Origin of the sequence: Erythrobacter aurantius, from assembly GCF_023823125.1 — a bacterium.
In the GTDB taxonomy this organism is placed as follows: domain Bacteria; phylum Pseudomonadota; class Alphaproteobacteria; order Sphingomonadales; family Sphingomonadaceae; genus Erythrobacter; species Erythrobacter aurantius.
Window position 1 is genome coordinate 1,726,595 of record NZ_CP090949.1, and the last position, 22,961, is coordinate 1,749,555.

The 22,961-nt window shown below is 62.7% G+C and carries 24 protein-coding genes and 1 tRNA gene; 14 read left to right on the plus strand and 11 right to left on the minus strand.

The window, feature by feature from the left end; translation table 11 throughout:
• Positions 1 to 122: 122 nt before the first annotated feature.
• The gene (locus L1K66_RS08200; protein WP_034952874.1) at positions 123 to 584 is read left to right on the plus strand and encodes an Lrp/AsnC family transcriptional regulator; all 462 of its coding nucleotides are present in this window, start codon (positions 123 to 125) and stop codon (positions 582 to 584) included.
• 18 nt (positions 585 to 602) lie between these two features.
• Here the strand turns inward: L1K66_RS08200 and L1K66_RS08205 are convergent, their stop codons facing one another.
• The 4 genes from L1K66_RS08205 to L1K66_RS08220 form a co-directional block, all read right to left on the minus strand.
• The gene (locus tag L1K66_RS08205) at positions 603 to 1,895 is read right to left on the minus strand and encodes an NAD(P)/FAD-dependent oxidoreductase (protein ID WP_252260466.1); all 1,293 of its coding nucleotides are present in this window, start codon (positions 1,893 to 1,895) and stop codon (positions 603 to 605) included.
• A gap of 231 nt (positions 1,896 to 2,126) precedes the next feature.
• Positions 2,127 to 3,476 (minus strand): acetyl-CoA carboxylase biotin carboxylase subunit, encoded by a 1,350-nt coding sequence (gene accC / locus L1K66_RS08210; protein WP_252257440.1) that lies wholly within the window; start codon positions 3,474 to 3,476, stop codon positions 2,127 to 2,129.
• A 9-nt stretch (positions 3,477 to 3,485) separates the two neighbouring features.
• The gene (gene accB, locus L1K66_RS08215) at positions 3,486 to 3,974 is read right to left on the minus strand and encodes an acetyl-CoA carboxylase biotin carboxyl carrier protein (protein WP_252257441.1); all 489 of its coding nucleotides are present in this window, start codon (positions 3,972 to 3,974) and stop codon (positions 3,486 to 3,488) included.
• Positions 3,975 to 4,077: 103 nt separating this feature from the next.
• Complete coding sequence (locus L1K66_RS08220) at positions 4,078 to 4,530, minus strand: type II 3-dehydroquinate dehydratase (RefSeq protein WP_252257442.1); 453 nt, start codon at positions 4,528 to 4,530, stop codon at positions 4,078 to 4,080.
• A 129-nt stretch (positions 4,531 to 4,659) separates the two neighbouring features.
• Here L1K66_RS08220 and L1K66_RS08225 point away from each other — a divergent pair, with 129 nt between their 5' ends.
• From L1K66_RS08225 to L1K66_RS08235, 3 genes are all read left to right on the plus strand, one after another.
• Complete coding sequence (locus tag L1K66_RS08225; RefSeq protein WP_252257443.1) at positions 4,660 to 4,977, plus strand: TraR/DksA family transcriptional regulator; 318 nt, start codon at positions 4,660 to 4,662, stop codon at positions 4,975 to 4,977.
• Positions 4,978 to 5,073: 96 nt separating this feature from the next.
• The gene (locus tag L1K66_RS08230) at positions 5,074 to 5,532 is read left to right on the plus strand and encodes a DUF2946 family protein (protein ID WP_252257444.1); all 459 of its coding nucleotides are present in this window, start codon (positions 5,074 to 5,076) and stop codon (positions 5,530 to 5,532) included.
• A 76-nt stretch (positions 5,533 to 5,608) separates the two neighbouring features.
• A complete protein-coding gene (locus L1K66_RS08235; protein ID WP_252257445.1) occupies positions 5,609 to 7,729 on the plus strand; it encodes a TonB-dependent receptor in 2,121 nt (706 codons plus the stop codon).
• Between the two features lie 52 nt (positions 7,730 to 7,781).
• Here L1K66_RS08235 and L1K66_RS08240 read toward each other — a convergent pair whose 3' ends face one another.
• From L1K66_RS08240 to L1K66_RS08255, 4 genes are all read right to left on the minus strand, one after another.
• Entirely contained in the window at positions 7,782 to 8,237 is a 456-nt protein-coding gene (locus L1K66_RS08240; protein WP_252257446.1) for a holin family protein, read from the minus strand.
• Between the two features lie 62 nt (positions 8,238 to 8,299).
• The gene (locus L1K66_RS08245) at positions 8,300 to 9,184 is read right to left on the minus strand and encodes an HpcH/HpaI aldolase/citrate lyase family protein (RefSeq protein ID WP_252257447.1); all 885 of its coding nucleotides are present in this window, start codon (positions 9,182 to 9,184) and stop codon (positions 8,300 to 8,302) included.
• Between the two features lie 37 nt (positions 9,185 to 9,221).
• Entirely contained in the window at positions 9,222 to 11,336 is a 2,115-nt protein-coding gene (locus tag L1K66_RS08250) for a TonB-dependent receptor plug domain-containing protein (protein WP_252257448.1), read from the minus strand.
• 171 nt (positions 11,337 to 11,507) lie between these two features.
• Positions 11,508 to 11,584: transfer RNA gene (locus L1K66_RS08255), tRNA-Pro, on the minus strand.
• Positions 11,585 to 11,822: 238 nt separating this feature from the next.
• Here L1K66_RS08255 and yajC point away from each other — a divergent pair.
• The 3 genes from yajC (at position 11,823) to secF (ending at position 14,849) form a co-directional block, all read left to right on the plus strand.
• A complete protein-coding gene (gene yajC / locus L1K66_RS08260; RefSeq protein WP_034952893.1) occupies positions 11,823 to 12,149 on the plus strand; it encodes a preprotein translocase subunit YajC in 327 nt (108 codons plus the stop codon).
• A 74-nt stretch (positions 12,150 to 12,223) separates the two neighbouring features.
• A complete protein-coding gene (secD, locus tag L1K66_RS08265) occupies positions 12,224 to 13,852 on the plus strand; it encodes a protein translocase subunit SecD (RefSeq protein ID WP_252257449.1) in 1,629 nt (542 codons plus the stop codon).
• A 16-nt stretch (positions 13,853 to 13,868) separates the two neighbouring features.
• Positions 13,869 to 14,849, plus strand: coding sequence for a protein translocase subunit SecF (gene secF / locus L1K66_RS08270; RefSeq protein WP_252257450.1), 981 nt, complete (start codon positions 13,869 to 13,871; stop codon positions 14,847 to 14,849).
• A gap of 25 nt (positions 14,850 to 14,874) precedes the next feature.
• Here secF and L1K66_RS08275 read toward each other — a convergent pair whose 3' ends face one another.
• Positions 14,875 to 16,056, minus strand: a complete 1,182-nt coding sequence (locus L1K66_RS08275; protein WP_252257451.1) for a glycosyltransferase — start codon at positions 16,054 to 16,056, stop codon at positions 14,875 to 14,877.
• A gap of 99 nt (positions 16,057 to 16,155) precedes the next feature.
• Complete coding sequence (locus L1K66_RS08280) at positions 16,156 to 16,737, minus strand: helix-turn-helix domain-containing protein (RefSeq protein ID WP_034952903.1); 582 nt, start codon at positions 16,735 to 16,737, stop codon at positions 16,156 to 16,158.
• 130 nt (positions 16,738 to 16,867) lie between these two features.
• On the opposite strand from L1K66_RS08280, the gene L1K66_RS08285 reads away from it, so the two are divergent.
• The 4 genes from L1K66_RS08285 (at position 16,868) to L1K66_RS08300 (ending at position 18,817) form a co-directional block, all read left to right on the plus strand.
• Entirely contained in the window at positions 16,868 to 17,338 is a 471-nt protein-coding gene (locus L1K66_RS08285) for a DUF6456 domain-containing protein (protein ID WP_252257452.1), read from the plus strand.
• A gap of 14 nt (positions 17,339 to 17,352) precedes the next feature.
• Entirely contained in the window at positions 17,353 to 17,646 is a 294-nt protein-coding gene (locus L1K66_RS08290) for a hypothetical protein (RefSeq protein WP_252257453.1), read from the plus strand.
• Between the two features lie 56 nt (positions 17,647 to 17,702).
• On the plus strand, positions 17,703 to 18,128 hold the full coding sequence (locus L1K66_RS08295) for a helix-turn-helix transcriptional regulator (RefSeq protein WP_252257454.1): 426 nt from the start codon (positions 17,703 to 17,705) through the stop codon (positions 18,126 to 18,128).
• A gap of 140 nt (positions 18,129 to 18,268) precedes the next feature.
• On the plus strand, positions 18,269 to 18,817 hold the full coding sequence (locus tag L1K66_RS08300; RefSeq protein ID WP_252257455.1) for a DUF4199 domain-containing protein: 549 nt from the start codon (positions 18,269 to 18,271) through the stop codon (positions 18,815 to 18,817).
• Between the two features lie 193 nt (positions 18,818 to 19,010).
• Here the strand turns inward: L1K66_RS08300 and L1K66_RS08305 are convergent, their stop codons facing one another.
• Complete coding sequence (locus L1K66_RS08305; RefSeq protein WP_252257456.1) at positions 19,011 to 20,816, minus strand: ABC-F family ATP-binding cassette domain-containing protein; 1,806 nt, start codon at positions 20,814 to 20,816, stop codon at positions 19,011 to 19,013.
• A gap of 99 nt (positions 20,817 to 20,915) precedes the next feature.
• On the opposite strand from L1K66_RS08305, the gene L1K66_RS08310 reads away from it, so the two are divergent.
• The 3 genes from L1K66_RS08310 (at position 20,916) to L1K66_RS08320 (ending at position 22,886) form a co-directional block, all read left to right on the plus strand.
• On the plus strand, positions 20,916 to 21,665 hold the full coding sequence (locus tag L1K66_RS08310; protein WP_252257457.1) for an SIMPL domain-containing protein: 750 nt from the start codon (positions 20,916 to 20,918) through the stop codon (positions 21,663 to 21,665).
• A 74-nt stretch (positions 21,666 to 21,739) separates the two neighbouring features.
• Positions 21,740 to 22,075, plus strand: coding sequence for a PepSY domain-containing protein (locus L1K66_RS08315; protein WP_252260467.1), 336 nt, complete (start codon positions 21,740 to 21,742; stop codon positions 22,073 to 22,075).
• 133 nt (positions 22,076 to 22,208) lie between these two features.
• Complete coding sequence (locus L1K66_RS08320; protein ID WP_034952914.1) at positions 22,209 to 22,886, plus strand: response regulator transcription factor; 678 nt, start codon at positions 22,209 to 22,211, stop codon at positions 22,884 to 22,886.
• Positions 22,887 to 22,961 lie beyond the last annotated feature (75 nt).

Here is a 22,961-nt window from a genome sequence, read left to right on the forward strand (position 1 = left end):
TTATTAGGTTTGGATATGCCGTTTGGCATATGTTCTTGCAGACTTTTGTTGGCACATTAGCCGCGCAGCTGCGTTCAGGACATATTGCGGCATGCGAGACATCGGAGGGAGCCCGAGGGGACATGGCGAATCTGGATGAGATCGATCGCCGTCTGCTGAGTGAATTGCAGGCGGAAGGGCGCGTTACAAATGTCGAACTGGCGCAGCGCGTCGGATTGACAGCCCCGCCGTGCTTGCGCCGTGTGCGCGGGCTGGAGGAAGACGGCGTCATCCGTGGATATCATGCCGATCTCGACCCGTCGAAACTGGGTTTCGCCATAACCGTGTTCGCGATGGTCAGCCTGAAAAGCCAGGCCGAAAGCGCGCTGCGCGAATTCGAAGACCACATGCGCGACCTGCCCGAAGTGCGCGAATGTCATATGCTCAACGGCGAAATCGACTTCATTTTGAAGATCGTCAGCCGTGACCTGCAAAGCTTCCAGGAATTTCTCACCAGCAAGCTGACGCCCGCACCCAATGTCGCCAGCGTCAAAACCTCGCTGACAATCCGCACCGCGAAGCACGAACCGGGCGTGCCGCTCTAGCGGCGCGATCGGGCCTGGTCAGTGCAGTTTCAGCTTGGGCCGCACCACGCGGTTGACCCGACCAACCAGCATCAGGCCCAGTCCGCGCAGCCAGCCGTGAATGCCGAGCAGGTGCATCCGGTATAGCGAGGTGTAGATTAGCCGCGCCATGCGCCCTTCCACCGCCAGCGCGCCGCCGACCAGATTGCCCATCAGGCTGCCAACGGTCGAAAACCGGCTGAGCGAGATCAGCGAGCCCTTGTCCTCGTAGACAAAGCTCTTGAGCTTCCTGCCCTTCTGCTTGCGTTTGATGTTGGTGAACACTGTTGCCGCCATCTGGTGAGCGGCCTGTGCGCGCGGAGGGATCGGAACATCCTGTTCAGGCGGGGTGTAGGAAGCGCAATCGCCGAGCGCGAAAATGTCCGGATCGGTCAAAGTCTGCATCGTTTCGGTGACGAGGATCTGGTTGCGCGGATTGGTGGCAAGGCCCAGCGTGCCGAGGAATTCGGCGCCCTTCACCCCGGCGGCCCAGACCATCAGATCGGCTTCGATCACATCGCCCGTTTGCGTCACCATGGCGCGGCGGCGGGCCTCGATCACCTGAGTCTGTTCGCGAACAGTCACGCCCAACTTGTTCAATTCCTTGCGTGCTGCGCCCGAAAGCTTTTCCGAAAGCGCGGGCAGGATGCGCGGCCCCGCTTCGAGGATGGTGACATCCATGCGGCTTTCGTCGAACACTTCCAGCCCGTAATGCCGCAGCGCCCCGGCGGCGTTGAACAGTTCTGCGGCCAGCTCCACCCCGGTCGCACCCGCGCCCACGATTGCGACCTTCACCCGCGCATCGGCACCGGGATCGGCCATCATGGCGCGGCTGACGCGCAAACAGTGGTTCAGCAGCTTGGTGCGGAATTTGTCCGCCTGTTCGCGGCTGTCGAGATAGAGGCAGTGTTCCGCCACCCCCGGCACGCCGAAATCGTTGGAGATCGATCCGACCGCCAGCACCAGAATGTCATAACGGATGGTGTGCCCGCCGATCAGCTCGTCGCCATGATCGTCAAGCACCGGGGCAAGGCGGATCGTCTTCGCCTCGCGGTCGATGCTTTCAAGGCTGCCCTGGAAAAACCGGTATCCCCAGCGCGCGCAATGCCCGCGATAGCCGACTTCGTCGAGGTTCGCGTCCAGTGATCCGGCGGCGACTTCGTGGAGCAACGGCTTCCAGATGTGCGACAGGTTCTTGTCGACAAGGATGATGTCGTGCTTCTTGCGCCCGTATTTCGCGCCCAGCTTGCGCACGAGCTCCAACCCGCCCGCACCGCCGCCCACGACAACGATCTGCGTCTTGCGCGAGCGTTCGGGGCGCGCAGGCGCGGGTACAGCGACTTTTGTCGCCGCACTGCTTTCTGCTGCGCCGGGTTCCGAAATGATTTCGTGCTTCACCCAAGGCCAACGCACGACTGCTCGATTTGTGCCTAAAAATGATAGTCAGGCATCAAATATTTCGCAGCCATACATGCTGGGGTTGGAAAATTAGGCGCAATCGGGCTTTGACAGCCTGAAAGGTGCTTACCCCTCGCGCGTTGCCAGCCACTCTTCCAGCCACTTGATCGTGTAATCGCCGTTCAGCACGTCGTCTTGCCGCAGCAGTTCCTGATGCAGCGGGATGTTGGTTTTTACCCCTTCGACCACCATTTCTTCGAGCGCGCGGCGCAGGCGCATGATGCAGCCTTCGCGGTCGCGGCCATAGACGATCAGCTTGGCGATCATGCTGTCGTAATAGGGCGGGATCGAATAGCCGGCGTAAAGCCCGCTATCGACGCGCACATGCATGCCGCCTGCCGGGTGGTAATAGGTGACCTTGCCGGGCGAAGGCGCAAAGTTGAACGGGTCTTCGGCGTTGATCCGGCATTCGATCGCGTGGCCCCGGAATTCGAGGTCTTCCTGCTTCACCGAAAGCGGCTTCCCGGCGGCGATGCGGATCTGTTCGCGCACCAGATCGACCCCGGTGATCGCTTCGGTAACGGGGTGTTCGACCTGCAGGCGGGTGTTCATTTCGATGAAGTAGAATTCACCGTTTTCCCACAGGAACTCGATCGTGCCAGCACCGCGATAGCCCATGTCGCGCATCGCCTTTGAGCAGACCTCACCCATGCGCATCCGCTCTTCGCGGCTGATGACGGGGGAGGGCGCTTCTTCGAGCACTTTCTGATGGCGGCGTTGCAGTGAACAGTCGCGTTCGCCCAGATGGATCGCATTGCCATTGCCATCGCCAAACACCTGGAATTCGATGTGGCGCGGATTGCCGAGGTATTTCTCGATATAGACGGTGGCGTCGCCGAAAGCGGCTTTCGCCTCGCTACCGGCCTGCTTCATCAGCGTTTCGAGCTTGTCCTCGCTCTCGCACACTTTCATCCCGCGCCCGCCGCCGCCAGATACGGCCTTGATGATGACGGGATAGCCGATTTCGGCCGCGATCTTTTTCGCTTCGGCAGGGTCTGACACCGCGCCATCCGAACCGGGGACCAGCGGCAGGCCAAGGGCGCCGGCGGTGCGCTTTGCCTCCACCTTGTCGCCCATGGTGCGGATGTGTTCGGGTTTCGGCCCGATCCACGCGATGTCATGCGCCTCGACGATTTCGGCGAATTTGGCGTTTTCCGACAGGAAGCCGTAGCCGGGGTGGATCGCATCGCATCCGGCGACTTCCGCGGCGGAGATGATGTTGGCGTGGTTGAGATAGCTTTCTGCGGCAGGGGGCGGGCCGATGCACACGGCGTGATCGGCCAGCCGCACATGCATCGCATCGGCATCGGCGGTGGAGTGCACCGCGACCGTTTCGATCCCCATTTCATGCGCCGCACGGTGGATGCGCAGCGCGATTTCGCCGCGATTGGCGATCAGTATGCGGTTGATGGACATGGGCAGCGCCTACCCGATGACGACGAGCGGCTGGTCGTATTCGACCGGCTGCGCATTCTCGACCAGGATCGCCTTGATCGTGCCTGCCTTGTCGGCAGTGATCGGGTTCATCACCTTCATCGCTTCGACGATCAGCAGCGTGTCGCCCTGCGCAACGCTGTCGCCGACCTTGATGAAATTGGCCGCTCCTGGTTCGGGCGCCATGTAGACGGTGCCCACCATCGGCGATTTGAGCGCGTCGGCATGCGTGTCCGCTGCGGGCGCTTCGGGTGCGGGCGCGGCGGCGGCGGGTGCAGGCGCGGCGGGAGCCGGTGCAGCCATCATCGGCGCTGCTGCCATGACGCCGCCTCCACGCGAAACGCGGATCTTGCGATCGTCATCCTCGACCTCGATTTCGGTCAGACCGGTTTCGTTGAGCAGTTCGGCAAGCTCGCGCACCAGCGCGGTATCGATGTTCATGCCCGAGTTTGACCCCGTGCTCGGCTTCTTGTCAGCCATGCATATCCCTTTTGTGGCCCCGTTTTTGTTTCAGGCGTGACTATTGACGCCAATTGCGGCTGGCAAGTGGCAAAGCGCGCAAATTGTGCAATTCGTGTGACAGTCAGACTTCGCCTGACGCTACGGCTTCCAATGCGATGCGATAGGAATCGGGGCCGTGCCCCTCGACAGTCAGCGCGGCGGCCATGCCGATATAGGACAGATGGCGGAACGGTTCGCGCGTCTTGGGATCGGACAAATGCACCTCGACAACGGGGGTGCGGATCGCCTTGATCGCATCGAGCAGCGCGATCGAGGTATGGGTGTATGCCCCGGCATTGAGCAACACCGCACGCGCGCCTTCGGCCTGTGCTTCGTGCAGCCAGTCGACCAGCATCCCTTCGTGATTGGTCTGGCGCATGTCGATCGTCAGCCCAAGTTCGCGGGCGCGATCTTCGAGCATTCCGGCGATCTCGTCCAATGTGGTGGAGCCGTAAATCTCCGGCTCGCGCAGGCCGAGCAGGTTGAGGTTCGGGCCGTTCAGGACATAGACGGTGGTGGAGGCGGTGTCTGGCATCGGCCCCGAATAGCCCGCCTCGCGGGCATGGCCAAGCCAATCGGCGATTCAGCGGTGCAATTTGCGCAGGATCAAATTCGCAAGGTTCCGGCTGCGCTATTCTTGGCGAGTGAAAGGGAGAGTCGAGACATGACCCAATATGCAGACATGGCCGAAACACTGAAAAGCCGGATGGCCGATTTGCTGGCGCGCGCCAAGGTGATCGAGGATGATCTTCGCCACCCGCTTGATGCCGATTTCAGCGAGCAGGCGATCGACCTTGCCGATGACGAGGCGCTGGAAGGGGTGGACGATGTGCTGCGCGACGAAATTCGCCAGATCGCCAATGCATTGAGCCGGATCGAAAACGGAACCTACGGCACCTGCGCCAAATGCGGCGGAGAAATCCGGCGCGAACGGCTGGTTGCACGCCCGATTGCAACCCGCTGTATCGCCTGCGCGGAATAATGCCTGTGCGAACAGGGCCTATGCGAAACGGCTCTTGCAAAAAACCGGAGTGACTTGCGTTTTGCCCGGACATAGAGGCCAGCATCAGTGGCCGCATTGAATTCCCCTCTGCGCCGGTTCCGGCTGGCGGTGTTCGCCCTCCTGCTTGCGGGGCTGGGGCTGAATTCGCTTGCTCCTGCGGGATATATGATCGCGCCTTCGGCTTCGGGCTGGCTGAGCGTTGTGGTCTGCCCTGAAACCAATGGGCTTTCCCGGCTCGCCGCTTCGCCGCCCGCTGATATGCACATAGTCGATCATGCGGTCGATCATGCGGTCGATCATGCTGCAATGGGTCACGGGCATGAAAGCGATAGCGGTTCGACATCGGCTGCCAAGGCCAAGGATTGCGCCTTTGGCGGCACGCTGAAGCTGACGACCGGGCCGGTCGACCCGGAATTGCTGGTCGCCGCGATCCTGTTTGTCCTGTTGCTCGGCCTTGCGCCAAGCAAGCCGATATTTGTCAGCGCGCGCCCTTATCTGCGCCCGCCGCTGCGTGGGCCGCCCGTTTTCATCTGATTTTCGAGACAATTTGCGTGCTGGCCGGCCTCGAGCCGGATCGTGCGCTTGTGCCGATCAGACAGATGAGAAAACCATGAATTCAAGATACCTGATTACAGGCGGGGCGCTTGCGTCGTGCCTGCTGCTTTCGCACCAGCCTGCCTCTGCGCAGGAAGATACCCCTGCCGATGCCGGGGACTCCGTCCTCAACGATACCATCGTCGTCACCGCCGTTCGCCGCGACACAATTGCGCAGGACGGCATACCGATGCCTGAACAGATCGCGCTGCCGGCCGATGCCGCCGCCATCGCGGCCCGTATTCCGGGCGGCGCGGTGGTGGGCAATGGCGCCCTGTCCGGGCAATTGTCGTATCGCGGCCTTGCCGGGCAACGCGTGCTGGGGCGTGTCAACGGACAGCGCTTTGCCACCGGCGGCCCCAATGCGATGGACCCGCCGCTTCATTATGCCCCGTCGATCCTGGTTGACCGGATCGACATCGCCCGCGGTGTCGCGCCCGTTGCGCAAGGCCCCTCCTTGGCCGGGGCGGTGAATGCGCAACTGGTGCAGGCCGAGTTTTCCGACAGCGCATCGCTTTCCCCGCAGGCCCGGTTTGCCAGCCAGTACCGTTCGGTGGATGACAGCCATGCGATCGGCGGGCTTGTCGGGATGGCCAGTTCCGATTGGCGGATCGGCCTGATCGCCAGCCGCGAGGAAGGGGATGATTACGAATTCCTCGGCGGCACCGCGGTCGGCACCTCGTTCGAGCGCAATCTGTATGGGGCGCATGCCGGATTCCGCACCGGGCCGGGCGAACTCTATGTCGAATACCGCCGCAGCGAAACCGACCCGACCGGCAATCCACCCTTCGCGCTCGATATCGTCTATTTCGATACCGATTTCGTGCAGGGCGGCTTTCGCGGAGAGATTGCCGATCAGGTGCATCTCGATCTGCGGCTTGGCCATGTAGCGATCCGTCACCTGATGGATAACCAGACCACCCGCCAGCCTGCCGCCCCGCCGATGATGGCGCGGGCGACATTTGCCAATGCAGACACCAGCACGGCGGAGGCGTCGCTGCGGTTCGGCTCGCAAGGCGCCTATCTCCAGATTGGCGGCGATGCCGAGCTTACGGACAAATTCGTGCGGATCACCAACCCGTTCAACGATGCGTTCTTCATCGATTCGCAGCCTAATGTTCAGTCCGAACGGCTGGGCGCGTTTGCCCAGTGGCGCGGCGCGCTAGGAGAAGTCCAGTTCGAGCTGGGGGCGCGGGTGGACCGAACCGATCAGACTGCGGGCGTGCCGCAGCTGGGTGCGGCTGTGCCTATGGGGCCGCGCGGTCTGGCAGCAGCGTTTGGCGCGGCGGACCGGGACAGGTCGGCTACCACTTTCGACACCGTCCTGCGGGCGTGGGTGGACGTGGGCGATATCACTCCCCGCGTGACGCTGGCGCGCAAGGAGCGCGTGCCAAGCCTGCTGGAACGCTTCGGCTGGTTGCCGACAGAGGCCAGCTTCGGCCTTGCCGATGGCAATATCTATGTCGGCAATCTCGATCTGGCGCCTGAAACCGCATGGATCGCCGAACTGGGCTTCGACTTCGAAAACGAGGTGTTCTCGCTGCGGCCGACGGTGTTCTATCGGCGCGTCGACGATTTCATTCAGGGCGTGCCGTTCGATGCCACCATCGGCGTGATCGACAGCCCGGTTGAAATGATTGCGGCGATGAACGGGGACACGACGCCCCTGCGCTTCGGCAATGTCGATGCGGAACTGATGGGGGCCGATCTTGATTTCCGCATCCGCCCGGTGGCGCGGTTCGTGATCGAGGGGACGGCCAGCTATGTCCGGGGCAGGCGGCGTGATATAGATGACGATCTCTATCGCATCGCGCCTGCCAACCTGCGGCTTTCGGCAAGTTGGCAGGGCGATCGTCTGTCTTTCGGGGCGGAAATGTTTGCCTCGGCTGCCCAGAACAAGGTCGCCTTGTCCAATGGCGAGGCATCAAGCGATTCCTTTGCCGTGTTCGGCCTGTTCGCGCGCTATGCGATGCACGACGGCATGGCGATCGAGGCCGGGGTCGAGAACCTGTTCGATGCCGAATACCAGCCGCATCTCGCGGGCCGCAGCAGGGTGGGTGCATCCGATGTGGCTGTGGGAGAACGCTTGCCGGGATCTGGGCAGGGCGGCTGGGTGCGCTTTACGAAGCGGTTCTGACGCACTTCAGGCAATAGGGGCTGCCCGGCGTATCTGCCGGGCAGTCTTCCGCCTAACGCTCCACACCCTTGATCTTGCCCCATTGGCGTGCGGCGGTGTAGCCGAGGTAGCCGGTGCCGAACAGCGCGTAGAGCGGTTCCGGCAGGGCGGCGAGATAGGCGGTCATGCCTTCGCCGATGGCGCGCGCCGTGATCGGGTCAAACGCGGCGATCACGCCCATCGGTACGGCGAACAGGATCAGCGCATACATCACGTAGAGGAAGCTGGGCCGGGCGCGGCTGGTCCAGGGATCGGTGCTTTGCGCTTCGGCGACGATGGCCTGCAACCGCGCCTCGATCATCTGCATTTCCTGCGACCCTTCGAGCCGCAGCAGTTCAAGCTGCGCCTTGGCGCGCGCTTCCTTGTCCGGGATGATCTTGTCGAGCAGGGAAGTGATCGGACCGATGAGGCTTTCGATAAGGGCCTTTGCAGCTGCGCTCCTGTTGCGAGTCGCGGCTGTGATAACCAAATAGGTTCGTGTAGGAAAGTTGAAGTGCCAATCAGTCCGGCTTGGCCGGTGTTGGTGCGATCTCAGCCGCCTTCAGCCTCCGCTAGCAGTCGTTCAGCCAGCGCCAGATGCGGCCGGTCGAGCATGTTTCCGTCCAGCGCCACCGTCCCCGCGCCCGGAGTGTCGGCAAAGGCCTGCACCACGGCGCGGGCGTGGGCAATTTCATCCGCACTGGGGGTGAAGGCGGCGTTGATCGGGGCGACTTGAGCCGGGTGGATGGCCAGCATCCCGCGAAAACCCTGCGCCCGCACCGCCCGCGCACGTTTTTCCAGCGCTTCGAGGTCGCGGAATTCGGGCTGTACCGTCTCGATCGGGGCGACCCCGGCCTTGACCGCGCCGAGCAGGCACAGGCTGCGAGCCAGTCCGAAAATCGGCAGATATTCGCCATCCTCGCCGCGCTGAACCCGGGCGCCAAGCTCGCTCGAAAGATCCTCCGCGCCCCAGCTCATCGCCACCAGACGCGGCGCGCCAGCGTAAGTGCCGGTGGTGAACATCGCCGCCGCCGTTTCGGTGACGAGCGCGGCGACCTTGGTCGAACCGGGGGCGATCCCGGCGGCTTCTTCGCGCGCGGTCAGCATCGCGTCGAGCGTCGCGACATCCTCTCCGCCTTCGGCCTTGGGCAGGAACACGCCGCCCGGCCCTGCGGCCATGATCGCGTCGAGATCAGCCTCCGTCAGTCCGCCTGAAAGCGGGTTGATCCGCACCCAAACGCGCGCCCGGTTGTCACAAGCGGCAATCGCTTCGGCCACCATGGTCCGCGCCTCCGCCTTGCGTTCTGGGACGACCGAATCCTCAAGGTCGAGCAGGGCGATATCGGCATCGCTGGCGATGGCCTTGCCCATCTTCTTCTCGCTGTCGCCCGGGGCAAACAGCCAGCTGCGCATCTTGAGGGTGGGGCGGTGTGTCATCGTGAACTCCTCATCTCGGATCAACCGGGTAGGGCGCTCAGAACGATCCTTCAATCGCCAGCGTGAAGATCATGCCGAAGGTGCGATCGCGATCTTCGACGAAATCGACGATTCCCGCCGCGCGATCAGCGAACACGGTGCGGTCGAACAGGTTCTGGCGGTTCACCAGATTGTTGACACTGGCGCGCATGGTCAGCCCGGCGACATCCTTGTTTTCCACGAAGGCTGAAACGAAGGCGAAAGATTCGCGATCAAGCGCGATTTCGTCGAGCCGGACATTGGGTGCATTGTCCGACCAGTTGGCGGAGCCGCCCACAGCCCAGCTTGTGCCGCGAAAATCATGGCGCAGGTCGGCGTTGATCGACGCAGTCCTGAACCCGCCCAATTCCCGCTTGTTGCCGATCAACGGATCGCGCACTGAACTGCCGGCATAGCGAAAGCCGAGGTCGGCCCGCGTTCCACGCCATCCCAGTGGTTCGGACAGCAACGTCAGATCGCCTTCGACGCCGTAACTCTTGGCAGAGGGCAGATTGCCCGGCGCCTGACCGCCACCGGCAATCGGGATCTGGTCGACGATATCGGAAATGTCCTCGTAGAACGGGCGCAGCGCAAGCGAACCGAGCGCACCAAGGCCGATGTTGGCTTCCACTTCGAGCACCCAGCTTTGCGGCGGCACGAGGTTGGCGTTGGTCACATCGGTTCTATCCTGATCGAGATCGACCGAGGCGATGAAGTCAAAGAAGTTGAGCTGCCCGACGCGCCGTTCGACCCGGCCCGCGATGCTGAGATCGGGTGACGCCTTCCAGTCGAGTGCGACGAAGCCCTTGGGTCGGTAGAATGTGCGGGTCTGTCCAAAGGGGCCGGATTGGCTGATGCGCGAATATTCTCCGCCCAGCGAGACCTGCAATTGCAATCCCTGGGCCACCCCGCGGCTGTAGGTGAGGCCGGTATCGACCCGGTCTTCTTCCACGCGCGCGCTTGCTCCTGCCAAACCAACAGGCTGGAATGCGCCCTGTGTATCCAGCACTTCAAGTGCGGAATTGATGTCGAGATAATTGCGCGCGCCTTCGATGGCGTAAACCAGATCGCCGCCCAACGCGCCAAAGGTGAATTCGGCGCGGCCGATGGTTTCCCCTTCGTCGGCATCGCGCACGAACCTTGTGCCGTCCGCCGGACTTCCATCGGCGAATTCGGTAATCTGTACCGAAGTGGTAGGGCTGTCTTCGTAACGGTGAAAGGCAATCAGCTTCAGCCGACCGCCCAAGACCGCAAACTGGTAATCCACGCCCAGCTCGACATTGAATTCGTCTTCGGTGCTGCGCAGCGAACGCGTCCGGTCGACCGGGGAGATCGGGCCGGACCTTTCGGAAATCTCGGTATCGCGCCGGATCACGCCGCCGATCTGGCCGGTGATGTTCAGCACGTTTTCGTTGTTGGCGATCCGGGTGTACGACCCTGAAAGGCCGAACACGTCGAAGTCCGAATTGCGGATTTCCTCGCGCAGATCGATCAGATTGCCCGCGCTGTCGAACACGCGTTCGGGCCCGTCATCGCCGCGACGATTGGAATCGTTCTGCAGCGCGAGCGTCCATTCATCCTTCTGCCCGCCGCCCGCGAATGCGACCGAACCTTCGTAAAGGCGTGCCGGTGTCCCGCGTGATCGGATTTGCGGGGAGTAGCGGAACTGGCCGGAAATGCCGCCGGCGCTGGCGGTGACGACGTTCAGCACCTGTCCGGTCAAACCGCCGATGTCGAGGCTGGCGCCGTCGACCAGTTCCAGCCGGACGACCTCATTGGTGGGGATGCGTTGCAACGCTGCAACCGGGCCGTTCGATTTGCCCGAAATGCGCCGGCCATTGATCAGGACATTGGTATCGGCCTGGCCAAGACCGCGATCGCCTTCGCCTTCGCGGATGGAAAAGCCGGGAATCTGCCGCGCCATGTCGAGCGCGCTGCGCGGAGCGAAGCGGACGAAGTCTTCCGGAACAAAGGTGCGGCGGGTGTTGGCCTGTGTCGAAGCCTGCCCGGTTTCATCTTCAGCGGCGGAATCGACGGCGCTGCTCGCCACCATCACCATCTCCGCCCGCGCTTGCGCCGGCGCGAAGGCTGCGCACAGCGTCGCGGTTCCGCAAAGGAGAATTGCCTGTTTCATCAGGGTAGGAGAATGCCGGGCGACCATGAAAGTTCCTTGCGCAGACTTGTCACAATTGAACAGGCCGCAAGGACAAACGGCAGATATTGTCCGATGAATGCCGAGTGCGGTTTCTCGGGCAACAGATAATGCTGCTCCGTGCTTTGGGGGTTTTTTGGGTGGATGCTCCACTGGTCGGGAAGACAGGATTCGAACCTGCGACCCCCACACCCCCAGTGTGATGCGCTACCAGGCTGCGCTACTTCCCGTATCCAGTGGAGGAGGCGCGCTATAGGGCGGGGGATTTTGTCTGGCAAGCCGCTTCCTCAGCGAATTTCCGCATGGATGGCCTGCGCGCTTTATTCGGCCGCCCTGCACAGGGTGAATTGCCGTGCGCTTGCATTGCTGCTAACCGCGCCCACTTAAATCGGAACGGGTGCGGCTGCGATTGCGCGAACCGCGCCTTTCGGGACAGTTTGCACATTCAAATTCGACGGGATCGTATTCATGTTTGATCTTCTTGCCGCTGCCGGAGCCGGCGCTGCTGCCGCCCCACCTGCATGGACCAATCTGATCTGGATTTTTGGCATGATCGCCATTTTCTGGTTCCTGATCATCCGGCCTCAGATGAAGCGTCAGAAGGAACATCAGGAACGCGTGGCCGGGCTGAAGAAGGGCGATCAGGTCGTCACCCAAGGCGGTCTTGTCGGCAAGGTGGTGAAGGTGGACGATACCTATGCCGAAATAGAACTGGCGCCGAATGTGAAGGTGAAAGCGGTGAAGCACACCATCGCCGACCTGATCGAACCGGGTGGCAAGCCCGCGAACGACTGACGCCTCACCGGCGTCTGCGACCCGACTTCGTCGGACATCCATGTATCATGTCACAAGGTTGAAACTGGGCGACAATGCTTGATTTCCCACTCTGGAAGAAGTTTTCGCTATGGGGCCTGACGCTCGCATTGGCAGCGGCCGCGCTGCCGTCGCTGGTCGCCCCGTTCATGGAAGAACCGGCGCCCACGGAAGCGACGACGCCGCAGGCGCAGGAGGAATCCTCGCTGCCACAGGTCAACCTCGGGCTTGACCTTGCAGGCGGTTCGCACCTCCTGCTCGAAGCGAAGCCCGAGGATGTGAAGCGCCAGAAGCTCGAAAACATGGAAGAAGCGGTCAAGCAGGCGCTTGAGAACGCGACCCCGGAAATCGAGTTTGGCGATACCTCGCGCAGCGAAGGGCAGTTGTCGTTCATCCTTGATTCCGCGACCGACATTGATCGTGCGCGCGGCGTGCTCGAACCCCTGATGATGGGCGAAGGGCTGGTGCGCGAATGGGATCTGACCGTTGTTGATGGACAGCGCATGGTGTTGACCCCGACCGATCGCGGGATCGACGTGGCCGTCAACACCGCGATGGAAGGCGCGGTCGAAGTCGTGCGCCGCCGTATCGACCTTCTCGGCACGCGCGAACCGACGATCATCCGCCAGGGCGACACCCGCATCGTGGTGCAGGTGCCGGGCCTCCAAGACCCGCAGGCGCTCAAGGATCAGCTGGGCCAGACCGCGCAGCTCGAATTCAAGCTGGTCGATCAGCAGGCTCTACCCACCAACACGCAGGCAGGCGTAGCCAATCCGGGTAGCCAGATCTTCCCCTATGCCGAAGACAGCGATTTTCCCGGCGGGTTCGAAGCGGTCAAGCGGCTCGGCGGCATTCGCGGCGACAGCCTGATCAACGCCCGCGCTGGGGTGGACAGCCGGAACAACGAAAACGTCGTCAACATCCAGTTCGACCAGCAGGGCGGCCAGAAATTCGCCCAGCTTTCGACCGAGAACGTCGGCGAACGCTTTGCCATCATCCTTGACGGAAAAGTGATTTCGGCGCCGGTCTTCAACGAGCCGATCCTGGGTGGTTCGGCGCAGATTTCGGGCAATTTCACCGCGGAAAGCGCAAACCAGCTGGCGATCTCGCTGCAATCGGGCGCGCTGCCGGTGCCACTTGCAGTGATCGAGGAACGCACTGTCGGGCCTGATCTGGGCGCGGAATCAATCCGCAGCGGGCTTGTCGCCATGATTATCGGCAGCCTTGCGGTGATCACGCTGATGATCGCGACCTATGGCCGGTTCGGCATCTATGCGACGATTGCGCTGGTGTTCAACGTGCTGATGCTGCTGGGCCTGATGGCGATCGGCAATTTCACGCTGACGCTGCCGGGGATCGCGGGCTTCGTGCTGACGGTGGGCGCGGCGGTGGACGCCAACGTGCTGATCAACGAACGCATTCGTGAGGAACGCAAGCGCGGCCGCAAGGTCGTGACCGCGGTGGAGAACGGGTACAACGAGGCCAGCCGCGCGATCTATGACGCGAACGTCACCAATTTCATCGCGGGCGTGCTGCTGTTCTGGTTCGGCTCCGGTCCGATCCGCGGCTTTGCCGTGGTGCTGGTGATCGGGCTCGTCACTTCGGTGTTTACCGCCGTGACGCTGACGAAGATGTGGGTCGCGGGCTATCTCAGCTCGAAGCGCCCCAAAGACCTGACAATCTGAGGAAGGGAGGCGAGACATGAAACTGCTTAAGCTCGTGCCCGAGGACACCAACATCAAGTTCCTCAAGCTGCGCGTACCCTTCTTCATTCTGAGCATCCTGCTGACCATTGGCGGCTGGGTCGCGGTGGCGACTATGGGCCTCAACTACGGGGTCGATTTCGCCGGCGGACAGGAAATCCGCGCGACCTTCACCGAAACCGCAGAAGCGCCGGTGGTGGAACTGCGAGAGACGCTGACCGCGCTGGAATCGGTCGAAGACCCGATCGTGCAGCGTTTCGGTGAACCCAATGAAGTGTCGATCCGCGTCAAGCTGCCGCCCGAGGCGGAGGGCAATCCCGAATTCGCCAACCAGATGACCAACCAGATCGTCGAGGCGATCAGCGTCAATCACCCCGATGTCCGCATTGACGGGGTAGACAGCGTTTCGGGCAAGGTATCGGGCGAATTCCGCAACGATGCCGCGCTCGCATTGCTGGCGGCGATGATCATGGTGGCGATCTACATCTGGATCCGGTTCGAATGGCAATTCGGCGTGGGCGCGCTGTTCGCGCTGTTCCACGACGTTTCGGTGACGCTGGGCCTGTTCGCGCTGACGCAGATGGAGTTCAGCCTGCAGATCATCGCGGCGATCCTTGCGATCATCGGTTATTCGCTGAACGACACCATCGTCGTGTACGACCGTATCCGCGAAAACCTGAAGAAGTATCGCAAGATGCCGCTGCCCGAGCTGCTTGATCTTTCGGTCAACGAAACGCTGGCGCGTACGGTGATGACATCGCTGACGCTGCTGGTGGCGCTGCTTCCGCTGTTGTTCTTCGGCCCGGCAAGCCTGTTCGGCCTCGTTGCCGCGATCACAGCCGGCCTGTTCATCGGCACCTATTCGAGCGTCTATCTTGCATCGCCGCTGCTGATCTGGATGGGTGTGACCTCAGACAGCTTCGTGCCGCAGGAAACCGAAACCGACATTCAGGAAAAGAAGGTTCTGGGCAAGCTGTAACCGCAAAGGCGCGGGGCCTCGCGCCTCATCCCTTGGCCAATCGCTCGTAATGCGCGGCCAGTTCGGCGGCGTTGTTGTCCCAGCTGAACCGTTCGACCAGAGCGGCGACAGCCTGCCGCATGGGCGGGTTGTTGAGGATCGAGTTCACGCCTTCGGCCACGGCTTCGGGATTGCGCTCCACCAGCCTTCCGGCGGTGTCGCAAGCGATCAGTTCGCGCGCGCCGCCGACATCGCAGGTGACGACGGGCGTGCCGCAGGCAAGCGCTTCGACCCAGGCATTGGCGAGCCCTTCGTTGCTGGTGGGCAGGACCATCACATCCGCCGCCGACAGGATCAGCGGCAGCAGGTCATGATCCAGCGACCCGGCAAAATGCACCCTGTCAGCCAGCCCCAGATCGCGGGCGAGATCGCGCAGATGCGCCTCGTCCTCTCCCTTGCCCACGATCACCAGCCGTGCGCCTTCAATCATCGGCTGTGCGCCAATCGCGATATCATGACCCTTGCGCGCGATCAGCGCGCCCACGCTCACCAGCAGCGGTGCATTGTCGGGCAGGGCAAAGCCGATCTCGCCGCTGATCTGGGCGCGCAGCCGGGTGTGGTCAAACGGCCGGAACCGGTCGCGATCCAGCCCGGTGTAATGCAGCGTGATCTTCTCGCGCGGCATTCCCATGCCCACCATTTCCTCTGCCAGCGCCTGACTGACGGAAAGGATGCCGGTGGCGCGGCGGGCGGCTTCGAGCATTTGTTCCCGCGCGAAATCCAGCCCGCCCCAATAGGTGATGTCGCTGCCTCGCGCCTTCAGCGACAGCGGAAGGCCCAGCCTTTGCGCGATCCATGCCGCCGCCGGCCCATCGGGAAAGAAGAATTGCGCGTCGATCACGTCAATCGGCGTTTGCGCGTGAATCCGCTCGATCACGGGCAGGGCCGCCTTGGCGATGGCCGAGGCATTACGCCGCGCACCCACCGCCGGAATCAGGGTGAAGCGCGGGCGGTGGACGGCAATGCCGCCTTCCTCCCCAATCTCGTCGAGCTGTGACAAGGCGCGGTATCGTCCCAATGCCAGCGGCGGAATCCCGATCGGATTGACCACGCTGACACGCCAGTCACCGCGTTTTGCCAGCGCTTCGAGCGAGCGCGCGACAAAGGTGCCAAAGCGCGGGTTCACCGCGTTGGGATAGAGCGTGCTGAGCGCAAGGACGTGCTTCATCCCGGTATCCTTCGCGCTGGCTTCACGTTCCTGATCTCCTGTCTCGCGTTTGCGATAGGGCGCGCGGGGTTAACGCGGCATAACCGGCGCGGCTTTGCGTCAGAGCGGGCGCACCAGCATCGTCGCGACCGCGATCCACGGCGGATTGTCTATAACCTGCTGCTTGTTCCCGGCCTGTGAAGGGAGAATTCCGACCAGCGTGCCTTTCTGGTCGATCAGCCGTCCGAAGGCGAAACGACCGCCGGGGCGCGGGACAAGGCAATCGCGGTTGATCGCGCTTCCTGCGTTTTCGGGCGCAACCTGTCGCAGCCACACCATGTCGCCGGGGCGGTATTCCCCGATCGATGCGGTCACTTCCAGCACCATCATGATCGCGTCCGATCCTTGCGCCGCGATTTCCGTCGGCAGGATCGCTTCGCGTGGGGCAGGCAGCGCTTCGGGTTCGCCAAAGCCCAACTCGGCAACAATCCGGGCGCGCGGCTGGGCTTCGGATCGGACGAGGATTTCGGGATCGACACCCAAAGCCGTGCCGATGCGGTCCATCCACTTGGTCGAAAGGTTGCGCATTCCTGTTTCGAGCCTGCCGATCGTCTGCGCGGTGGTGGGCGGGGTGCACGCCTCTGCCAGATCGGCGAGTGTCATTCCCTTTGCCTTGCGGATTTCGCGGATGCGATTGATCATCGGGTGAATGCCCTTCTGCGGTTGTGATCAGGCTGGTTCGTGTAACCAAGATGGCAATTTTCATTTTCCTACATCACCGCAGTCAATGCAAGTCCGTTTTCACCAAATCGGTGAATATGGAGCAATTGGAATGCGCAAACTGGTGGAACGGGAGCTGACGTCCGAAGGGCCGCGTCGCGGCGGTGAAAGGAGCAAGGGGCGGCGCAGTGTCACCGTCAACCTGGGGGAATCGCCGCTCAGCTGGCTGCATGCGCGCGGTCATATCGATGATCGTCTGTTTCAGGCGGGCGAAATCCTGCGGCGCGATTTCGAACGCGCGCAGCTATCCGCCAATGTCACCATGCGCTGGGACCCGGTGCGGGTGAAGACCACCGGCGATCAGGTGCTGAGTGCGACCGAGCGGCAGGTCGCGGCCAAACAGCGTTTCGACGGCGCGATCCGCGCTGCCGGTAAGGGGCTCGAAGATGTGCTGTGGCGCGTGGTGTGCGCGGGTGAAGGGCTGCCCGAAGCGGAAAAGGGGCTGGGGTGGCCGGCGCGCAGCGGCAAGCTGGTGCTGAAGCTGGCGCTGGACCGGGTGGCCGATTACTACCGGATCAGGTGAGGGAGGCGGAAGGCATGAAGATCGGACGGGTGCGGCCCGAATTGCGAGCCGAAGTGCGTGCCTATATGCGGCTTGTTCGCTTGACCGGGCTGGCGCTGCTCGCTCTGGGCGGGGGGCTGGTCGTGTGGCCTCGGTTATCGGGACAATGGCTCATGGCCGGGCCGGTGCCACTGCAATGGATCGGGTTCGGTCTGGTCGGCGCCGCCTGGATCATCTTCGCCTTTGTCATCGTGCGGCGCACCAGATTTTACCGCGCGAGGATTGCCGAGATGGCGCGAGAGGCCGATTCCGACAGAGCAGCAAGATGAATGCGACTATGCCGACAGTCTGGATCAACCCGATGCGATCTGGCAGGTCATAGCATATGGGCAAGAGCATCCTCCGCTATGGCCTTTTGTATGGCGCCCCGCTCGCTCTGGTGGCGATCACGCTGCAGTGGGCGCAATACCGGTATCTCGTGCTCAGCATGCCGGGCGAAGCCTATGTCGCGGTCGTGGCGGCGATATTCATCGCGCTCGGAATCTGGGTCGGCATGCGGCTGACTGCTGCGCCGCCTGCGGCCGAATTCGAACGCAATGAAAAGGCGATCGCATCGTTGGGCCTGACCCGGCGCGAATGCGAAATCCTCGATCATCTCGCCAAGGGTTCGAGCAACAAGGAAATCGCCCGCGCTCTGAAAGTGTCACCCAACACGGTGAAAACCCACGTCGCGAGCCTGTTTGCAAAGCTGGATGTTAGCGGCCGGGGCAAAGCGGTGGAAGCGGCACGCAATCTGTCGCTTATCCCGTGAATCCGGGCCATAATTCAGGGTGAGACGCGCGAAATCACCCATCTGGGTGATGGTCTTGATGGTTCCGAAGGGCCAGTCCCGTTGCGTGCCCCGCACCTGAGGGCATCCCCGGCAAGGGGTCATGCAAAAGGAGAAATGAAATGCTGCGTTATGCCCTGATCTACGGTGGTATCATCGGTGTGGTCGTGATCGCGCTCATGTCGCTTTCGCTGTTCGGCCTGGGTCCGGATTCGGCTGCTGCGACCGAGCTGGCGGGCTATGCGACCATGCTTGTGGTGCTCAGCCTGCTGTTTGTCGGGATCAAGCGATACCGTGATGTCGAACACGGCGGGGTGATCAGGTTTTCGCAAGGCGCCGCCGTCGGTATCGGGATCGCAGTCGTGGCCGGGGTGATTTACGCGATCAGCTGGGAAGTTGTGCTGGCCGTGACCGATTATTCCTTCATCGAAACCTATTCGCAGAGCATGATCGACAGTGTCCGGGCAAGCGGCCTTGATCCGGCTGCGGAAGCCGCGAGGATTGCCGAGATCAGTCAGAGCATGGAAGCCTATCGCAACCCGCTGTTTCGGCTGCCGATCACCTTTATCGAGATTTTCCCGGTCGGGCTGATCGTGGCGCTGATTTCGGCGCTGATCCTGAAGAACCCAAGGGTGCTTCCGGCGCGCGCCGCGACGGGGGCCGGTGCGTGACATTTCCCGCCCGCAAAAGTGACACTTTGGGGCCTGCAAAAGTGACGCTTTGGCAGGGCGCGGTTACACTTTCCCGGCAAAAGGTGACAGTTGGCGGCGCAAGGTCACAGTTTGCCGGGCCAAGGGTGACACTTTCGGATTTTTTCCTCTGGACCGTGTTCCACCTGTTCCAGCCTGTAGGGATTGCGGGCCGTTATCCCTCGACCCGTTCGGCGAGTTCCAGCCAGCGTTCCTCGGCGGCGTCCTTCTCCGCCCGCGCGTTCTCGATGCCTTTGGATATGGTCGCGAACCGCTTTGGATCGGAGGTGTAGAGGTCGGGATCGGCAAGGATCGCCTCGCCCTTGGCAATCGCGGCCTCCAGCTCCTCGATCCGGGTGGGGAGCAGCTCGTAATCGCGCTGGTCCTTGTACGAAAGCTTGTCGGCCTTGGGCGGGGCTGGAGCCGGGGCGGGGGCGGTCGATGCAGTGGCGGCGGGTTTCGCCTTCGATTGCACCGGCTGGCGGCGGCGCGCTTCCCAATCGGCATAGCCGCCCGCGACGATATCGACCTTGCCCGACCCGTCGAGGCCGAGCGTGATGGTGACGGTCTTGTCGAGGAAGTCGCGATCGTGGCTGACGATCAGGACGGTGCCTTCGAAATCGGCGATCACCTCCTGCAAGAGGTCAAGCGTTTCGAGGTCGAGATCGTTGGTCGGCTCGTCCAGCACGAGCAGGTTCGCGGTGCGCGCGAACTCGCGGGCGAGCAGCAGGCGCGAGCGCTCACCGCCCGACATGATGCCGACCTTGGTATCGACCAGCTTGGGATCGAACAGGAAGTCCTTGAGGTATGCCTGCACATGCTTTCGCACGCCGCGCACGTCGATCCAGTCGCCGCCTTCGGCAAGGATCTGGCGCACGGTCGCATCGGGTTCCAGCAGCTTCCTCTGCTGGTCGATCATCACGCCCGAAAGCGTGCGCGCGCGCTGGACGGTGCCGGTATCGGGCTCCAGATCGCCGGTCAGCAGTTTGAGCAGCGTCGTCTTGCCCGCGCCATTGGCGCCGACAATGCCGATCCGGTCGCCGTTCTGGATGCGCAGGGTGAACGGCTTGATCACCTGCCGCCCGTCGTATGTCTTGGAAATGCCCTCGGCGACGATCACCGACTTGGACTTGAACTCCTCGTCATTGGCGAGCTTGAGCTTGGCCGATCCGCTGTCCGATATCATCGCGGCGCGGGCGGCGCGCATCTGGTACAGCTTCTCCAGCCGGCCCTGGTTGCGCTTGCGCCGGGCGGTGACACCGCGTTCGAGCCAGTGCGCCTCGATCTTGAGCTTGGCGTCGAGCTTTTCGGCGGCGCGCGCTTCTTCGGCATACACCTGCTCTTCCCACGCCTCGTACCCGCCAAAGCCGACTTCCTTCCGCCGCAAGGTTCCGCGATCGAGCCACAGGGTCGCACGGGTCAGACGTTTCAGGAAGGTACGGTCGTGGCTGATGGTGATGAAGGCGCCCTTGTACCGGCTCAGCCAGTCCTCCAGCCAGTCGATCGCGCCGAGGTCCAGATGGTTGGTCGGTTCGTCGAGCAGCAACAGGTCCGGGTCTTGTGCCAGCGCGCGGGCGATGGCGGCCCGGCGGCGCTCGCCCCCGCTGGCGGTGGCCGCTTCGGTGGTCATGTCGATGCCGAGCTGTCCGGCGATGCTCTCCACCTCGTGCCGCTCGGGCGCGTCGTCCCCGGCAAGCGCAAAGTCCATCAGCGTGGCAAAGGGGGCGAAGTCGGGGTCTTGTTCAAGGAAGACGATGCGCGTGTTCGGCTTGATCCGGCGTTTGCCCCGGTCGGCTTCGATCCGGTCATCGATCAGCCGCAGCAGCGTAGTCTTGCCCGCGCCATTGCGCCCGATCAGCGCCAGCCTGTCGCCCGGCAGTACGTGCAGGTCGATCGGTTCCACATCGGGACCGCCGAACAGCCAGCGGCCGCCTTGTTGCAGGCCGAGGCCTTCCCAGGAGAGGATTGGAGGTTGTGCCATGTGAGCGCGCCCTTAGGGGCTTGCCCGCCCGCTGCCAAGGCGGTTCAGTCCCCGTCAATGCCGCCGCCGCCAATGCGGGCCCAAAAGGAGGAACCATCCATGATCCGTCAATCGCTTGCCCTGATCGCCGCCACCGCAGTTGCCACCTCGATGCTTGTCCCTTCGGTTGCCCAAGCCCAGCAGGTGGAGATCGAAGCCAACGGCCCGGTGATCGACCTGTCGGTGTATGAAAGCGTCACTGCCGAACCCGATGTCGCCACCGTGGGCGCAGGGGTGACGACCCGGGCGCCCACCGCGGTGGAAGCGATGCGGCTGAACGCGGTCGAGATGAGCCGCGTGATCGATCGGATCAAGGCGCTGGGCGTGGATGAGAAAAACATCCAGACGACGGGCATCAACCTCAACGCGCAATACGATTACGACCGCCAGACCCAGCAGCAGATCTTCCGGGGCTATCAGGTGTCGAACCGCGTCAGTGTGAAGCTGCGCGACATTGAACGGACCGGTGCGGCGCTGGATGCGCTGGTGGAAGCGGGGGCGACCGACCTTTCCGGGCCCAGCTTCAGCATCGAGGATGACGAGGCAGCCAAGGATCTGGCGCGCCAGCGCGCGGTGGAACGGGCGCATGAACGGGCACGGGCCTATGCCGCCATGTTCGGCTATGACGATGTCCGGGTGCTGTCGGTCAGCGAAGCCGTGCAGGGTCGAGGGCCTATGCCGGAAATGGCGATGCGCGCCGCCGCCGATGCGATCATGGTGCAGGGCACCCCGATCCAGGTGGGCCTTGCTGAAACGGGGGTAAGCATCTCGATCAAATACGAGATGGTATCGCAAAGTTCAGGAAACTGAACAGAAAGCTGAACGAATGCCGCGTGCCCCATTCACAACTTGTTCAATGCGCCGGGGCTAGGCATTACAGCATGATGACACGCCACTCCCGCCTTGCTCTGGCCCTTGCCGCGGCGACCATGACGGTCGGTCTTGGCTCTGCGCCCGCTGCGGCGGGGGACGGCATTTATTCGCAAGACCAGTCGCGCACCGATCAGGGCGATGCCCGCCGCGAAATGCGCGCCGGCAACCAGCTTTCCCTGCGCGAGATCGAACGGCGCATCCTGCCGCAAATGCGTGGCAGCGAGTATCTCGGCCCATCCTATGACAGCACGGCGCGCGCCTATCGGCTCAAGTTCATCAAGGATGGCCGCGTGACCTATATCGATGTCGATGCCCGCACCGGGCGGATCATCAACCGGTCCAATTGAGAATAGCGGGCGAATTGAGAGTGATGGCCGGGGGAAGAGCCGCCGTAAGCCTGTGCGCCTCGCTTGACGCGCGCGGTGCAAACGCGCAAGCGAGGGGCGACTTCTCGCCAAGATCGCAAGGAAATGGTGGAAAATGCGTATCCTGATCGTCGAAGATGAACCCACACTTGGCCAGCAGCTGAAATCGACGCTGGAGCACAATGGCTATGCGGTCGACCTGTCGACCGATGGCGAGGACGGCCACTTTCTCGGCTCGACCGAGGATTATGACGCCTGCATACTCGACCTCGGCCTGCCGGAGATCGACGGGCTGTCGGTGCTGGGCATGTGGCGCAAGGAAGGTCGTGACTTTCCTGTTCTGGTCCTGACCGCGCGTGACAGCTGGTCGGACAAAGTCGCGGGGCTGGATGCGGGAGCAGATGATTACCTCGCCAAGCCGTTCCAGACCGAGGAACTGATCGCCCGCCTGCGCGCGCTGATCCGTCGTGCGAGCGGCAACACGTCTTCCGAACTGACGGCTGGCGGCGTCCGGCTGGATACGCGTTCGGGCCGCGTCACTCTCGACGGCGAGCCGGTGAAGCTGACCGCGCAGGAATACAAGCTGCTGTCCTACCTGATGCACCACAAGGGCAAGGTGGTGAGCCGGACGGAGCTGATCGAACACATTTACGACCAGGATTTCGATCGCGATTCCAACACGATCGAAGTTTTCGTCACCCGTATCCGCAAGAAACTTGGTGCAGAGGTAATCACTACGATCCGTGGCCTCGGTTACAGCCTCGACGACCCGGCCGACGCCCCACGGGCGTAAGGCGCACGCCTCCGGCGATAGTCAGCCGTCTCTGGCCGAGGCGCCTGATTCAGCGCCGGGGCTGACGTCCGATCC

Bases quoted from the DNA above. Each gene is read 5' to 3' on its own strand.
- L1K66_RS08310 (WP_252257457.1), top strand. From the start codon at position 20,916: ATGATCCGTCAATCGCTTGCCCTGATCGCCGCCACCGCAGTTGCCACC.
- L1K66_RS08305 (WP_252257456.1), bottom strand. From the start codon at position 20,816: ATGGCACAACCTCCAATCCTCTCCTGGGAAGGCCTCGGCCTGCAACAA.
- L1K66_RS08275 (WP_252257451.1), bottom strand. From the start codon at position 16,056: ATGAAGCACGTCCTTGCGCTCAGCACGCTCTATCCCAACGCGGTGAAC.
- accC (WP_252257440.1), bottom strand. From the start codon at position 3,476: ATGTCCATCAACCGCATACTGATCGCCAATCGCGGCGAAATCGCGCTG.
- secF (WP_252257450.1), top strand. From the start codon at position 13,869: ATGAAACTGCTTAAGCTCGTGCCCGAGGACACCAACATCAAGTTCCTC.
- yajC (WP_034952893.1), top strand. From the start codon at position 11,823: ATGTTTGATCTTCTTGCCGCTGCCGGAGCCGGCGCTGCTGCCGCCCCA.
- L1K66_RS08300 (WP_252257455.1), top strand. From the start codon at position 18,269: ATGCTGCGTTATGCCCTGATCTACGGTGGTATCATCGGTGTGGTCGTG.
- L1K66_RS08320 (WP_034952914.1), top strand. From the start codon at position 22,209: ATGCGTATCCTGATCGTCGAAGATGAACCCACACTTGGCCAGCAGCTG.
- L1K66_RS08250 (WP_252257448.1), bottom strand. From the start codon at position 11,336: ATGAAACAGGCAATTCTCCTTTGCGGAACCGCGACGCTGTGCGCAGCC.
- secD (WP_252257449.1), top strand. From the start codon at position 12,224: ATGCTTGATTTCCCACTCTGGAAGAAGTTTTCGCTATGGGGCCTGACG.
- L1K66_RS08295 (WP_252257454.1), top strand. From the start codon at position 17,703: ATGGGCAAGAGCATCCTCCGCTATGGCCTTTTGTATGGCGCCCCGCTC.
- L1K66_RS08220 (WP_252257442.1), bottom strand. From the start codon at position 4,530: ATGCCAGACACCGCCTCCACCACCGTCTATGTCCTGAACGGCCCGAAC.
- L1K66_RS08200 (WP_034952874.1), top strand. From the start codon at position 123: ATGGCGAATCTGGATGAGATCGATCGCCGTCTGCTGAGTGAATTGCAG.
- L1K66_RS08225 (WP_252257443.1), top strand. From the start codon at position 4,660: ATGACCCAATATGCAGACATGGCCGAAACACTGAAAAGCCGGATGGCC.
- L1K66_RS08315 (WP_252260467.1), top strand. From the start codon at position 21,740: ATGACACGCCACTCCCGCCTTGCTCTGGCCCTTGCCGCGGCGACCATG.
- L1K66_RS08290 (WP_252257453.1), top strand. From the start codon at position 17,353: ATGAAGATCGGACGGGTGCGGCCCGAATTGCGAGCCGAAGTGCGTGCC.
- L1K66_RS08245 (WP_252257447.1), bottom strand. From the start codon at position 9,184: ATGACACACCGCCCCACCCTCAAGATGCGCAGCTGGCTGTTTGCCCCG.
- accB (WP_252257441.1), bottom strand. From the start codon at position 3,974: ATGGCTGACAAGAAGCCGAGCACGGGGTCAAACTCGGGCATGAACATC.
- L1K66_RS08280 (WP_034952903.1), bottom strand. From the start codon at position 16,737: ATGATCAATCGCATCCGCGAAATCCGCAAGGCAAAGGGAATGACACTC.
- L1K66_RS08285 (WP_252257452.1), top strand. From the start codon at position 16,868: ATGCGCAAACTGGTGGAACGGGAGCTGACGTCCGAAGGGCCGCGTCGC.
- L1K66_RS08235 (WP_252257445.1), top strand. From the start codon at position 5,609: ATGAATTCAAGATACCTGATTACAGGCGGGGCGCTTGCGTCGTGCCTG.